At 62.8% G+C, this 14,086-nt stretch carries 8 protein-coding genes; 6 read left to right on the top strand and 2 right to left on the bottom strand.

Features of this window, described 5'->3' with window-relative positions; genetic code table 11:
- Positions 1 to 531: 531 nt before the first annotated feature.
- Entirely contained in the window at positions 532 to 1,758 is a 1,227-nt protein-coding gene (locus tag ACFXGJ_RS07445; RefSeq protein WP_378617709.1) for a pentapeptide repeat-containing protein, read from the top strand.
- A gap of 494 nt (positions 1,759 to 2,252) precedes the next feature.
- Entirely contained in the window at positions 2,253 to 4,556 is a 2,304-nt protein-coding gene (locus tag ACFXGJ_RS07450; protein ID WP_378617710.1) for a pentapeptide repeat-containing protein, read from the top strand.
- 317 nt (positions 4,557 to 4,873) lie between these two features.
- Here ACFXGJ_RS07450 and ACFXGJ_RS07455 read toward each other — a convergent pair whose 3' ends face one another.
- Positions 4,874 to 6,619 (bottom strand): hypothetical protein, encoded by a 1,746-nt coding sequence (locus ACFXGJ_RS07455; protein ID WP_378617711.1) that lies wholly within the window; start codon positions 6,617 to 6,619, stop codon positions 4,874 to 4,876.
- 329 nt (positions 6,620 to 6,948) lie between these two features.
- Positions 6,949 to 10,506, bottom strand: a complete 3,558-nt coding sequence (locus ACFXGJ_RS07460; RefSeq protein ID WP_378617712.1) for an SIR2 family protein — start codon at positions 10,504 to 10,506, stop codon at positions 6,949 to 6,951.
- 962 nt (positions 10,507 to 11,468) lie between these two features.
- Between ACFXGJ_RS07460 and ACFXGJ_RS07465 the strand changes: the two genes are divergently transcribed.
- The 4 genes from ACFXGJ_RS07465 (at position 11,469) to ACFXGJ_RS07480 (ending at position 13,941) form a co-directional block, all read left to right on the top strand.
- The gene (locus ACFXGJ_RS07465; RefSeq protein ID WP_378617713.1) at positions 11,469 to 11,807 is read left to right on the top strand and encodes a hypothetical protein; all 339 of its coding nucleotides are present in this window, start codon (positions 11,469 to 11,471) and stop codon (positions 11,805 to 11,807) included.
- A 48-nt stretch (positions 11,808 to 11,855) separates the two neighbouring features.
- The gene (locus ACFXGJ_RS07470) at positions 11,856 to 12,164 is read left to right on the top strand and encodes a hypothetical protein (RefSeq protein WP_378617714.1); all 309 of its coding nucleotides are present in this window, start codon (positions 11,856 to 11,858) and stop codon (positions 12,162 to 12,164) included.
- A gap of 633 nt (positions 12,165 to 12,797) precedes the next feature.
- On the top strand, positions 12,798 to 13,256 hold the full coding sequence (locus ACFXGJ_RS07475; protein WP_378617715.1) for a hypothetical protein: 459 nt from the start codon (positions 12,798 to 12,800) through the stop codon (positions 13,254 to 13,256).
- The gene (locus ACFXGJ_RS07480; protein ID WP_378617716.1) at positions 13,249 to 13,941 is read left to right on the top strand and encodes a hypothetical protein; all 693 of its coding nucleotides are present in this window, start codon (positions 13,249 to 13,251) and stop codon (positions 13,939 to 13,941) included. The genes ACFXGJ_RS07475 and ACFXGJ_RS07480 overlap by 8 nt, the downstream gene beginning before the upstream one ends.
- Positions 13,942 to 14,086 lie beyond the last annotated feature (145 nt).

The following is a 14,086-nucleotide window of genomic DNA, read 5'->3' on the forward strand; positions in this document are numbered from 1 at the left end:
CTGCGTGCTCTAACGAAGCGAGGTGGGTGGATGGCGATCGGCTGGGATCGGCGGGTTGGCTGCTGGCAGGTGGTTCTCGCTAGTGCTGGCGTGCATACTCTGGGTTGAGGAAGAACAGCCTGGCGACCTTGCCGTCCGATCGGAATGACACTCGACCGACCAACTCTCCGGCCTCGAACTCAAGAGGGATGTCGACGACGGTCAGGTCTGCCTGCCGTCAAATACCTGCAATCGAGCGGTCGCTGTGGCACCCCGTTGAGGCCGTGGGCAGTTTTCTGATTCCATCAGCCCCACGAACTGGGATGCGATCTTGTGGTACGTCATCGGTGTCGGGCTCCTGGTCGCGGGCGCCCTTGCCTCTAGGTGGGTCATGCACGTGGTGAAGGCAAGGACTGTTCTGCGCATTGGTGCCGCAGCGGCGGTCGTCGGTGTCGTGTGGATCGCAACGGTCGGGTGAAGGGGTGCTCACGTTTCCGCCGGCGACCTGAGGAAGATGCTCATGTGAACAGGACATCGAAGAAGCGGGCACGAGTGCCGCTGTACGTCTGGATCTGGATGGGAACAGCAGTCACGACCGGCGTCGGGCTCGCGGTACTACTGCTGTTCGCTCGCTTGCAGGCTGGCAAAGCGGTGTGGGTAGATGGCTTCTACCTCAACGGAACCCAGTGGTTCGATGCCGCTCGCACCACCGTGACATTGATCGGAATCATCGGCCTCGGTGGCGCAGCCTTCCTTGCCTACCGCAAACAGCGTTCCACGGAGGCGACACATGTCCTCCAGGAGACCGGGGAACTGCGAAGTCGCTACACAACCTGCGCCGAACAGCTTGGACACGACGCACCTGCGATCCGGCAGGCGGGGGTCTACGCACTCTCCTCCCTTGCCGACGACTGGCACGCCGCCGGCAACGATGCCGAGCGTCAGGTGTGCATCGACCTCCTGTGCGCCTATCTACGGACTCCCAGAAGGCCGTCATGGACGTCGGAAACACCTGCGCCAGGGCCGGCTTCCGGCCGGACGCTCGCCGGCCGCAAGGTCCGACGACTCACACCAAATCCGCCGCAACCCCCAAGACCTGACCCCCAAGAACTGGAAGTCCGCGCTGCGGTCATCAGCGTCATTCGAAGCCGCTCGGGGCAGGCGACGAGCCCTGAAAAGAGCTGGCAGGGGGTCTCCTTCTCTCTCAGCTCAGCGGACCTGCACCGCGCGGATCTGTCCGGCGCGAACCTGGCGAACGCGAACCTGACCCGCACGGACTTGACCCTCGCGAACCTGACGTACGCGAACCTGACGAACGCGGACCTGCGTGGCGCGCACCTGATCGGCGCGCGACTGTTTGGCGCGAACCTGTCCGGCACGAACCTGGCCTACACGAATCTGCACGCCGCGCACCTGACCCCCGGCGGCGGGTTGTTCGAGGTGGATCTGTCCCGCGCGATCCCGTACACAGTGGACCTGACCTTCGCGGACCCGACATGCGCGAACCTGGCGGGCGCGAACCTGGTCGAGGCGGACCTGACTGGCGTGAACCTGACCGGCGCGAACCTGACCGGCGCGAACCTGGCCGGCGCGAACCTGACCTTCGCGGACCTGGCCGGCGCGAACCTGACCAACGCGGACCTGGCCAGCGCGAACCTGACCAACGCGGACCTGGCCAGCGCGAACCTGACCAACGCGAACCTTGCAGGCGCCTTCCACACCACCGAAACCCGGTGGCCGGATGGATTCTCGGCCCCAGAGCCAAACCCGGTTCCTTGAGTTTCAGCCGTCCATCAACCGTTTCCTGGATATGACTCCGGGAACGACCTGCCGATCCCCGGCCAGGGTGTGCGGGCGGAGGCCAGCGACCATCCGCGTGAAGCCCTCTGCCGCTCGCAGCAGCGTTGGAGGCGGCGAAGCCTCGGCAGAAGTGTGAACGTGGCGGGCGTCCGGCACATCCGTTTGCACGATGCTCGGCACACCGCGGCGACGACGATGTACCTGCAGGGCATGTCGACGGGCATGGAGTCGATCTTCGCGGGATCCCGCGGCAGTCTCCAGCCCACTACGGCTATCGGGCTGACGCAGAGCACCGGGACCTGATCCTCGGGCTCTGCGTCCACCTGAACTCGCCCGTCACGGCGCTCGGGAAATCGCGCGACACCTGCACCAATGCAAGAAACCACGAACCCTTCGGTATCTTCACGCCACCCACACCACCACCGCGGGGACCATCGCAGCGTCCACCACCGAGCCACGAGGATCGCCGAACGATGACCACCATCAGCCTCATCGACCTTCGAGAGCTCATTCCCGCCGAACAGCTCCTCCTTGACGCAGCGATCGCCGGCAAACCCTGCAACCTCATCGCTGCAGACGCCAGACCGACTCATGCTGAGATCGCCGCGTGGCACGACCCGGACCGCGAAATCCGCGCCGACTTCCTAGCCCGACTGGTCACCAACCGATACGCCGAAGTTCGCCTTAAGAAGGTCGAACTCCGTGGCGCCATCATTCGCGGAGAGCTCAACCTCAGCGAAGGGGTCGATGTCATCGGCTTCCGGTCCGAGTACAGCCGGTATCAGGAGGTGACTGCGAACGGGGCGAGGTTCACCGGGGATGCCTCGTTCCTTGGTTCGGCGTTCACCGGGGATGCCTCGTTCTTTGGTTCGAAATTCACCGGGCACACCGCGTTCGCTGAGGCAACGTTCAGCGGGGATGCCTGGTTCGCTGAGTCGATGTTCGCCGGGGAGGCATGGTTCGCTGAGGCGATGTGTGCCGGGGAGGCATGGTTCTCTGGGGCGAGGTTCTCTGGAAAGGCAGACTTCTCTGAGGCAAGGTTCTCTGGGGATGCATGGTTCGCCCAGGCGACGTTCGCCGGGGAGGCCCGGTTCGGGGAGGCAATGTTCGCCGGGGCGGCGCGGTTCTCTGAGTCGACGTTCACCGGGGAGGCATGGTTCGCTCAGGCGACCTTCACCGGCGTGGCATCGTTCTCTGAGTCGACGTTCACCGGGGAGGCATGGTTCGACAGGGCGACGTTCGCCGGGGAGACCTCGTTCTTTGAGTCGGCGTTCGGGAAGGCATGGTTCGGCGAGTCGACATTCCTCGGGGAGGCACGGTTCGACTGGGCGACATTCGGGAACCTCCTTCTCTCGGAGGCTGTCATAGGAGAAGCATCTTTTCAGAGAGCCACTTTCAATGGTCCGGTTGACGGTGTCTGGGCCGCTCGAATAGTCAGGTTCGACGAGGCTCTGTTTCTGGAACCTGTGACCATTCGGTTGCTGTGCCCGAACGTGAGTCTGAACAGCATTGACTCGCGATCTAGAGGAAGCTTCCAGCTACGCGGCAGAATCGACGCAACCGCAGCAACATTCGGGGGGCGAACAACCCTCGCTGATCCAGGAACCGAGGACTGGAAAGGATGGCTTCTTAGCCCCCACGAAATGCGCTTCGACGGAGACGAGGTTCCGCATGATGCGTGGACTGCTCTCGTGGAGGACCTCCTACCTCTCCTTGCACCCAACTTCCGTACAGCGGTGCGAGAGCTTCGGCGGGCGACTGTCTCCGACCTTGAGCTGTCCGCGGTCGATCTGACGGAGTGCCGTTTCGACGGCGCGCATGGCCTTGACAAACTGCGTATCGACAGCGCCTGCACTCTCCTCAGCACCCCTTCCGTTGCTGCGTTCTGGGGGCTGCCGCGATTCACCCGGCGGACTGTGATCGCAGAAGAAGGTCTCTGGCGGCAGAAACACGCAACGTGGGACCGCGGAACGGTGGTGCCGGACCGCTCCAAGGTCGCGCCGGATCATGTGACCGACGCCGAGCGCGGTCCAGAAATGGAGGGGACGGGATCCGACGCCGTTCCCGCGCCAGCCGCGTCAGGTCAGGACGAATCTCGCGATTTGCCGGATGCGGCGACGATTGCTGGGATCTACCGCGCGCTGCGCAAGGGACGCGAGGACTCCGGCAACGAGCCGGGTGCGGCGGACTTCTACTACGGCGAGATGGAGATGCGCCGGCTCGCCCGCCGAGAGACGAAGACTGGGGATCGGGCGCAGCCGCGCGCCGAGCGTGCATTGCTGACCGCGTACTGGGCGGTGTCCGGGTATGGGTTGCGGGCATGGCGGGCGATCGCTGCGATCGTTGTTCTGATCCTGGTTGGGTCGGTGGTGTTCTGGACGGTGGGGGTGCAGAACCCGCCGGGGTCAACATCTCAGGTGGCCAAGGTGGACCTCGGTACTGGTCAGGTTGAGTACGCGGCGGGCGAAGCGGCGCGGGTAGCCGTGGTGAATTCCGGTGCTGGTCAGGTTGAGTATGTCCGGGTGCCGACGTCCCAGGTCGACAAGGTGAATGTCGGGACTGGCGAGGTCGAATACACGAAGGTGCCGCTGCCTGCGTTCACGTGGCCGGATTCGTTGGAGTTCTCCGCCCGCAGCAGCGTGGCATTGCTGCGGGCCCCGGCGGGCGCACCGAAGCTGACCGGGATCGGTACCGTTACTGACATCGGGCTGCGACTACTGGTGCCAGTGCTACTTGCGCTCGCGGTATTGGCGATCCGGGGCCGCACGAAACGCTGACTCTGCGGTCGAACAGGACCGGACTGTCCGCCGACCTGAGCCGTGTAGCCCCAATGAAACCGCCTGACAGCGGCGGTATCCCGGTGTGTGGTGAGGATGGGCAGAGAAACACGAGTGAGACCGCCCGCCGAGACGAGAGAGGGGGAGGGTTTGACTTGATGTGGGAGAGGTGTTCACCTATCGCCGCCGTGGCTGGGCCTCAGCTGGATTGGATGAGTTGACCCGGCGGTAATCACGCATACTGGTGGGTGCGAATCACACGAGTCTGGATAGGTTCCACTTTCGCTTTCCCTTCAGTGCGGTTCGGGTCGAGATCATCACGCACTGATCGAGTCGGGGCCTGCCCAGATGAGTTGAGCCGTCGTTTTTCCTAATGCAGGGTGGAACACCACTACGTGGTCTCCATCCTTGTCGAGTCGCCGTTCGGCGACTTCTCCGGCTTCGAAGACTGCTCGCATGAGGCCGAGTGGGATGGTGGTTCCATCCACGGTGATCTGGAGCGCCACATCGGTGAGCAGTGCTTGCGGCCCTTCCGGTTCCTGGAGCCCCTTGTGGAGGGTGACGGTCAGTTGGTCCCATCTGACGGTGATCCGCGTGTCACGGAGCAGACGTCCGGTGCGGATGACTTCGGAGGCGTCATCCGGGGAGATGTGGCTTAGGTCGGGGACTTTGATAGCGATGTCGGCGTACTGCTGAATTGTGGCCAGCGCCTGGACGTAGTCGTGCCGAATCTCGGCGGCGCGGGATTCGTTGTTGCGGACCTTCGTGGTTGAGATTGGTCGATCGTGCGTCAGGCGGGGGACACGGGGGTCAGCGATGCGCAGTGTGTTGGGTGCGGTGAAGTTGTGGACGAACGCTAGCGCCGGTGCGATGTCGGCGACGAAGTGGCCGGTCACGTCACCGAGGGTGAAGTTGAACGTGATGTCCCAGCCGGGCTCAGCGTGCTTGGACAAGATCTCGACCGTGAGGACTCCCGAGGGGTCCGTTCCGTGTGTCGACAGGCCGGTGCCGTCGTGGTTGCTGCTCGGGGCAGAGAAGTGGACCGGCACCTCTCCGAGGCTCTCGCCGTCTGGGCTAAGCACGCTGAGCGTGCGGTCGTACTCGGCTTTGGGATCGTCAATCTCGAGGATGTGGATCATGCCTTCCGCGGTGGTTCCGCCGAGGCCGCCGGGTAGATCGGTGATGAAGTCGCGGATCTTGATTGGTCGGGAGGGCGTGCGACCGTAGTCGAGGAACTTCTGCCATTCGCGCTCCTCTTCGCTGTCTCTGTCGACGACGATCGTTCCCTTGTGCGTGATGGGGCGCTCGTATTGGGATTCAGCGCAGCGGGCGAGGATGTGGACCGTCACCACTTGGTCATCGATCTGGTTGGACACAGACGCGACGAGGGCTGGGTAGCCGTCGCCGAGTATCGGTGGGCCGGCAGGCCCGCTTCCCACGGTGATGTCGTACTGGTAGTGGGGGTCGGCGTCGTTCAGTGTGGCGCGTAGTAGCGCGAGCCGGTCGCGGACCGTTGCCGGCTCCAGGGCACTGAAGGCGCGTTTGGCGTCGGGGGCATTCACGCCGGGTAGGAGGATCGAGGCGGTGGCCGCGAACCTGCTCATTTCCTGCTCGAGTTGGCTTCTGCCGCCATCCAGGTAGTAGTCGATGACCTGGCGGAAGTCGGCGGCCCAGTTGTCGAATGCGGCCAGCCCCTTCCACGTGGTTTCGAACGGGTCGTTGCTGGTCAGCTCCTCGAACCACTCGTCGTTCTCTGGGGTTGGATCGAGTGGCATGGTCAGATGCCATGCCTGGATGCTCCATCCACGCTTAGCGGCGTAGTCCTTGATCCCTTTGTAGGACTTGAGGATCTGTCCGCGGTGACTGGATGTCAGATTCTCCGCGAACTTCTTGACCTGGTACACCTCCACGCGGTCGTCCCCGAGGGGCACATACACGTCGATTCCGCCGTCGCCGCGTGAGGGCCGAATGCGGCGCGCCGTGGGCCGTTCGCGGCAGATACACATCGCTGCGACGGCTTCGATGTCGTCACCTTCGTACCGAGTCCACGGAATCCGCGACACTCTCGACCTCCGAACCTTGAACCGATGGCGCTGGCCCGATCACTCTATCCGGCTGTGACCAGGGTGGATGGTACGTCCCGGAGGGGTGTCGGCCTCGGATGCGGGGGGGGCAAGACCATTGGTATTACGGCGGGCGAGACGGAGGTCGGCGGAGGCCGATCTTCGCGCGTCCGAAGAACTGGCCTCTACTCGCCACGCGCGACCTGTCGGGTGCTGTCGGCTTGGGTGACTCAGCCTTTGCCGGGGGTCGGTACGTGTCGCCGTTTCAAGAGGCGCGGGAGCACGTAGTCGTTGGTACCGGCGATCTTTCGAGTGAGTGCGTTCGTTTGTCATTCATTCGGCGATGCGTCGTCGTCCGCGATCCAAGAATCCGCGTGCGGGACGCCCTTCGTGACCGCCTGTTCGGCCAGTTTGTCGACCGCCAGGTGGGACGCATGGCGTGCGATCTCGCTGACGACAGCACGCATTTGATTCGGCGGGATACGCACCCCGTCTTCGGTGTTCTGCACGAGGTGCGTCAAGAGATCGAAGACAGCATCCGGATAGTCAGAGACCATTCCCAAGCGCGCGAGGTCTCTGGGCAGTGTCGTGGGCGCGCTGAAACCGAACGGACGTTGTCTCAGCTTGTGCACGATGTCAGGGAATCGTGGTCCCGCATACGGGGCCCACTGGGCGATGACACTAAGTTCTTCCAGGCTCGGCACGTTGGGTAAGCCTGTGATTCGCCGCTCGACATGTTCTTGCAGCCAACGGTCCCAGACCTCCCCGGTCTCATCCACGGTGCTGTCGCGGAGAACGTGGGTGACTTGGCGAGAGAACTCGATAACATGGGCGCCTTCGCTGACCAGGTTGTCGAGAAACGTCCGCCGGAAGGGGTCGGTGGTAGCGCTGCGCGAGAACACTGTTGCAACGAGATGCAGGTATTGCGCTCGATCCGAGAGGTTCGATGCGATCCGGGTCTGCGTTAGGTGCTCGGCGAAGCCTCGCTCAAGGAGGCGTTCGTTGATTCGGGGCTGGCCCAGGTAGGCGTCCCACGCGTGGGGGGTATTCGCAGCATCGACGTTCGAGTCGAACAGGGGCAGTACGTACTTGACGGCGAACTCTTCGTCCGCGTTAAAGAGGAAGTACAGCTGCGAGGCAACGATCGCTCGCGTCATGTCGTGGGCCGCGAGATCGTGACCGGTCATCTCAGCCAGCGTTTCGCGAGCGTCGCCCGGTATCCCCTGCCAGTTTGTCGGTCCGGCCTCGCTCCATGCTCTGCTGACCAGCCGGATCCAGAATTCGGCGATTTTCCCGGGCCAGGAGTTGATCGCCAGGGTAAAGTGGCTGCCGCTTGAGGAGTAAGTAAACCCGTCTGAACGGTCACTCCACATCTTGGCAGCGACCGTTTTTGCCTGGTTCAACAACCGATCGGGGATTTCCCCGTTGTCCGCCTGTACCCCCGATAACAGCAGGTCCGCGATGTGGCGGCCGTTGGTGTCCTCGATCTCCATGGCCTCGATCGCAGTCAGCACGCGTTCCCACTCTGGTTCTTCAATCTGGGCCCTGGTCAGGCCGCGCAGGATCGCGGTGCGGATCTCGCTTGCTCGTTCGCTGGCCTGGGTTGCGCCGGAGGCATCCCAGAGTGTGGACGCGAGTTCCGGAGCTTCAGCTAGTGATTGAGATATGAGCATCGTGGCGTCCGGCCAGGTCGGACCGTCGATGGACAACTCTGAGTAGGTTATTGAAGCCAGTCGATCGAGGGTGCCGGAAGGGTTGGTGCGGGCTTCGGTAGTGAATCGGTCGACGGTGATGGGGAACGGCCTTCGATCCACGCTAGAGATGATGTACGAATCCAGGTCCGGATACTCCCGTGGTCTCCACTTCGGATGTCTCTGCTGAATGTCGTCAAAGGCCCGGTGGGCCTCGACCCAGGGGTCGGCATGGGTGGTCAACCAGAATAAGAGATTGTACTGGGAATACTCGTGTTCGTCCTCCGGAGGCCGGTTGGCAGCGGCGAGCAGTTGTGCGCGAGAAGCCTTTGAGGAATGGGGCAATGATTGCGCCAAAACCGTGAAAACCTCATGTTTGGTGTCTGCACTGTAGAGCAGGTCACGGTCGAGGACCAGGCGGATCTTGTCGTCACCGGAGAGGTCGGGTGATGCGCCGTAGGCGTGTATGACCAACCGGCGAAACACCGCCAGACCCGAACTCCACCACCGGTCGAGCAGCTCGGTAGCTTGCCCAGATTCCACGAGGACTGTGGATGCGTCTCGGAGGCCGTCGATGAGGACGTCTTTGACCTCGTTCACGGAATCTTGTTCATGGTCTTCGATCGCCGACCGACCGTAGGAGAGCGAGTCGAAGCCGTCCAGCGTGCCTCGATAGCCTGACAGAACGTCGTAGGCATGTATGAGCGCCTGACCGAAGAGTTCGACGACCGTCTCGGCCAGCTCTGGAAGATGCGCGGAGAGAACCCCGTTCCAGACTGTATAGAGGGTGTGGTGGGCGATCATCCAGGTGAGCTCGGCGGTTGGCAACGAGGGTCCGTCACCGGTATCGGTGGTGAACAGCCCGAGGGCAGGTCGCAAGCGTACGTGTGGGGTGAGACCAATTCGGAGCAGAATGGTGACTGATGACCGATGTTCCGGGTACGTGCACGACGACAGAAGCGTCTCGATATGATCGGGTGCATTCACCGCACGCGAGATGTGCTCGCCCAGAGCGGATACCCAGCGGTTGAAGTGCTCGGGATGTTCCGCCGCCAACGCGGTCACGCCGGAGATGATCCTATCCAGAAAATCTGAGTGCAGTCCGATCCCCGCTCGCGCAATGACGCCTAGTGCTAGAGCTTGCCTTGTTGGGACCGCCACGTACGACGAGGCGAACCATTGCCCCAGCACAGTCATTGGCTCGCTGATTTCGCCCTCTCGCAGGTTCATCGCGAAGGCCGGATGGGTTTCCACGAATCCCAGCCATTCGTCGCCGGTGTGACATTGTGCGAAGAACCGTGCCCCATATCCTTTGGCGAGTAGCTCTGTGACATAGTCTTTTTCCACCGGTGTCTGCGGCGGTGGAGCAGAGACAATATCCCGAATCCGGGAACGATGGTCGAACGCGCCCATTCTCGATCTTCTTGCCCATTCCTCGAGGGCCTCAGGAAGTGCCGAATGACTCTTTCCTCGTACCGGATACTTGATCGGGATGATGTTCAGCGGGCGCCACTTTTCATCCCCTTCCTCCCCGATCAGGACATACCGCTCTCGGGACCGCGTCAAACCCTTCGCTAGATACTTCATCACCGTGTCGTCGTGGCTGTATCCGACGAACAACACCGTGAACTGTGCGAACATCGGCTCGAGGAAACGCGAGGCCCAGGTGTCCGTGAGGTACGCCTGTCCGAAGTCGACGTCCGTCAGCACGAGTTCTTCGGAAGGCTGCTCGATGGAGCCATGCAGGTGAACCAGCCCTTCGAATTGCCGGCCCAGTGGCAGTGCAGGTGCCATGTATTTCCGGGGCTGAGGATCACCCAGCTCCGCAAACGTGGAGCCAAGGTGGTCGTCATAGTTCGTCGTCACCAAACGGATCCGTGGAGACGCCTTCGCCAGGTTCCCGACCGCTCGGTGCGTCGCATTCGGCAGCGAACCACTCTCACCGATGAACTCTCGGGCCAGACGATGCACCTCGACGCCGCGAGCGCCAAGGTCCGACAGGAATGCGTCTGGAGCGGTCTTATCGTCGTACTCGTAGGATGCTGTCTCAGCTATCCGCCGGGCGAGGGCTCCAAACAACGGCAACGACGACGGCGCGTCCACCGACACTCCGGCTCCGACAAAGATGACGAGGTCACCGGCGCGATGAGCGTCGACCAACGCCTCTGGAATGTCGACATCCCCCGTTACCCACATGCAGACGACTACCTCTCCTCGGAGGGTTCGATCCTCTCACCACCGCACTTTGCCTCTCGGCCACCCCAAAGACGAGTCCCTCGCCTGTCATCCACATGAATAATGTTTGGCTCCTTCAAGCAGCTGAGCGAAGCAACTTGTGCTCGATCGTCAGGCTGTTCTGCGCCCAGCCATACCCTGGTAGCGGTGACGCCGCCTTAACCGGCGGATCGTCACGGAAGATGAACCAGAACCAGTGTCGGTGTCTGCGCTGGCCCACGGTGTTCTGGCGTCCGCATGCGGTGAGCGCGACGGCGGCGGCAACACGTTTATCCGGCTTTGGGCACTCGACGCGCCCGAGCCGACGATTGTGCCGGTGCCGGGCGAGGTGCAGGACATTCAGCTGACTCGGGACGGCTTCCTCGTCTCGATGCGTACCGGGACCCAGGGTCCGGGGGCGACGGTGATCGATCGCGGGCAATGGTGCGCGCGAGTGGAGTCGACGGCCGTGTCGTGCTTGGGGATCCGTGGCCGCGGGCGTACTGGGGTGTCGGCGGTGTCTCTGTCGTGGGTCTTGGTGCCCCGGTTGCAGTGTCGAGGTCGGCGGGTTCGCAGGTCCTTGACGATCGGCTCGTTCCGGTGGCACCGATGCCGTTCACCTCGGACTTCCGTCCGTACCAGACCGGGGCGGGTGTGTGGTTGGTGCAGCGATCGTCGGCGCTCGCCTACAGGTGCGGCAATCGGGTTCGGGCATCCGACGACCGAAACGAGTACACCTACTTTCGTGTGGGTTCGCATTTGACTGTGCCGGAATCGTGGGCGGTCGCCGACGTATTCCCGAAGGATCTCACCGTCACCGATGCAGACGGGCGGTTGTGGATCGTCACGACGGCCGGGATGTTTGTGAGCGAACCCGGCGGGGTCGACTGTGCCGGGTCCATCGAGATGTCGCCGGTGGGCCCGGACGAGCTGCCGGCCCGGAGGTGGCGATCCGCCCGCTGGCTGCGATCGGGAATCCGGAGCGGTGGGCGGAGAGCGAGCGGGCACGTCTGCTCGAGCAGAACCGTGGGCAGGGACTGCTCGATATCGAGATAGACGGCTGGTTCCAGTACACGAGCATCTTTGTCACGTTCGCCGTCGCCGAGCTTCCGGGTGTGACGTGTGCGCGCCGCTACGCCCTGTTCGACCGCGACGGCCGGCCGGCGTTGTGGCGGGGCCCGCCGACACTGATGGAGTCGATTCGGATGGAGATCGCTGAGTCCGGCGGTGTCGAGCGGCTCGCGCGGATTGAGCCGGGCCGGTTCGGGTGGGTGTGGACATGATGATCCGGTGCCGCAGTAACCAGTTTTGCCTGCGTTGAGGGGAGTTCGATGACCGCATGGATCGAGGTTCTGGTGACGATGGTTGACGGCCCGACGACCTCGGTGCAGGGGATCGTGCGGCCGTACCGGCCGAATGACGAACCGGTTCGCGTCTATTACGCCACGTACGGGGAGGATCCGGTGCTGCTGTGTCTGAATCCCGACGGTGCGCGGCTGACCCGCGACGGACGCAAGGCCCGCCTCGAAACCCTCGACGGCACGGTGAAGTTTCTGTACGACGGGCAGACGGCGTGGTATTTCGCCGAGGGGTCGGACCGGCCGCTCTGGTCACTGACCTGCACTTCCCCATCGGATTAGCCGTCTCCAAAGGCACTCTCTACATTGCAGACGCGGGCAACGCCACCAACACAGGGGCCGTGCTTTCGATGCCGACGACCGGTGGCACCCCCACTCTGCTGGTCAGTGGCCTTAATTACCCCATGGCCGTGGCAGTGCAGCCCGCACAGCCGACTACACCGCCGTGCACCGGGTCGCTGTGCAACCTGTTGGCAGCAGCTAAGCCACCGACGCACAGAGGGGACTGCCAGCGAGTGCGGTGGTCAGACCGGGACATGCCGGATCTGTCCGCCACTCAACGTGAGCCGGAAGCGCACTCGCCGCACCGGGTGTCGATCTCGCTCTGGTGCAGTGATTGCCGAGTAGACGTCACGCTACGGATCTGTGGCGTGGGCGGACTACGGAGCGCTACACGATGGCGAGGATGAGCATCGTCCCAAAACCCCAAGGAAGTGGAACGCCCAAGCGGGGCTTCAGTAACCATCCCAGGACCTTGATCGTCATGGGACAATCGGTCCATGGCTCGTGTCCTATTCGAGTGGAGTTACCATACGCCGACCAGGGCCGACATGGTTATTGCCAGCCGAATCCGCCCCAACGATTGTTGCAGCAGCAGCGTCGTGCGGCCGCGCAATGCTGCGTGTCGTGGGCGCTATGCCTGAGTCTGCGGGCGATGGTACTCAGACGGCCTCGCCGCCCACCGTCAGTGTCCCGGCACCCCGCGACTTGCAGATACAAGTGACGGGTTTGCCTGGGCTCTCCGGCCCTGCTGCTGTGCGTTTGTCTGAACTCATCCAGTCGTTTGCCGACGAAGTTGCTCGTGAAGCGTCCCGCATCGAGGAAGGCGAAAGAGCTCGGGAGCAGGACGATCCGGAGGTGACGGCCACAATCGTTCACGAGGCGTACCGCGTGGTCAGGAGGCCAAGGAGCGAGACTCGGCGATCCACTAGCAAGATCGAATTGGCGATCAAGTTCCTGCAGGCATCGGCAGGCGTCCTGTCTGGGGCGATGCTGACACTGCTGCACAGCTACTGGCAGGTCGCCATATGTACCGCATCGGTCCTTATCTTCCTCATCACAACCCTATGGATCTTTCGGGGGAATCATGAGTGACCCGGCACAGCAGCCCACCCGAGCATCTGGCGCGGAGGTGACGCCGGCGGAAGCGTCGGTCGAGGCGATGAAACCCGACCACGTATATGCCCCACTTGAGTTTTCAGAACTCGACGTCGAGCAGGCAATGAGGATGCTCGACTCTGCCGCTGAGGAACTACGAGCTGCAAGGCGCCGGTTTCTGCGCCTCGGGCTGGCATTCGTGGCTGCATGCATCGCTGCGGCTATCACCATTCTCGCGTTGCTGTTGACCCAGTCGGCGGTATCTCAAACAGGGGGGGTGCTGTCGACAGTTCTGACAGCGCTAATCGCGCTTCTGGCAGCGACTCTCGGCTATTACTTTGGCACCCAAGAGGCGACACACTCAGGTTCGGTGCACCTGCAAGTTCCTTCTACGGCGATGTCATCGCTGGAAGCTGAGCTGCTGAATGAACTTCGCGACCTTGAGGTGTCCGCAGGTGTCGCCATCGGAACCCGAGGACGACCTGCAACCGCTAGTGAATTCATCCCGGAGCTCGTGGAACTCGGCCTTTGGGACGCCACGGATGCACAAGAGTTCCGATCGATCTTGAGAGCGCGAAATCAGGTGGTGCACCGTGGGCGGGATTCGAACGTTACGCATGATGAGCTGAAGAGGGCGGTGGTGTCAGCCCACAGACTTCGAGACCAGATCCAACAGGATTAATGACGCCTAGTGGGCAAAAGTGCTGACTGTGTCAGCATATGGTTGGTCCCCCCTCGAACCGTACTGCGCACGGGTTGACGAGCGGAGATTGTCCACATAATCGACGCAACTTGATCCGGCGAGCGCACCGTCGCCTCGTCGGTCG

Source organism: Rhodococcus sp. NPDC059234, from assembly GCF_042754225.1.
Lineage (GTDB): Bacteria > Actinomycetota > Actinomycetes > Mycobacteriales > Mycobacteriaceae > Rhodococcus_G.

Coding starts and splice junctions, on each gene's coding strand:
- ACFXGJ_RS07450 (WP_378617710.1), top strand. CDS start 2,253: ATGACCACCATCAGCCTCATCGACCTTCGAGAGCTCATTCCCGCCGAA.
- ACFXGJ_RS07470 (WP_378617714.1), top strand. CDS start 11,856: ATGACCGCATGGATCGAGGTTCTGGTGACGATGGTTGACGGCCCGACG.
- ACFXGJ_RS07460 (WP_378617712.1), bottom strand. CDS start 10,506: ATGTGGGTAACGGGGGATGTCGACATTCCAGAGGCGTTGGTCGACGCT.
- ACFXGJ_RS07480 (WP_378617716.1), top strand. CDS start 13,249: ATGAGTGACCCGGCACAGCAGCCCACCCGAGCATCTGGCGCGGAGGTG.
- ACFXGJ_RS07475 (WP_378617715.1), top strand. CDS start 12,798: ATGCCTGAGTCTGCGGGCGATGGTACTCAGACGGCCTCGCCGCCCACC.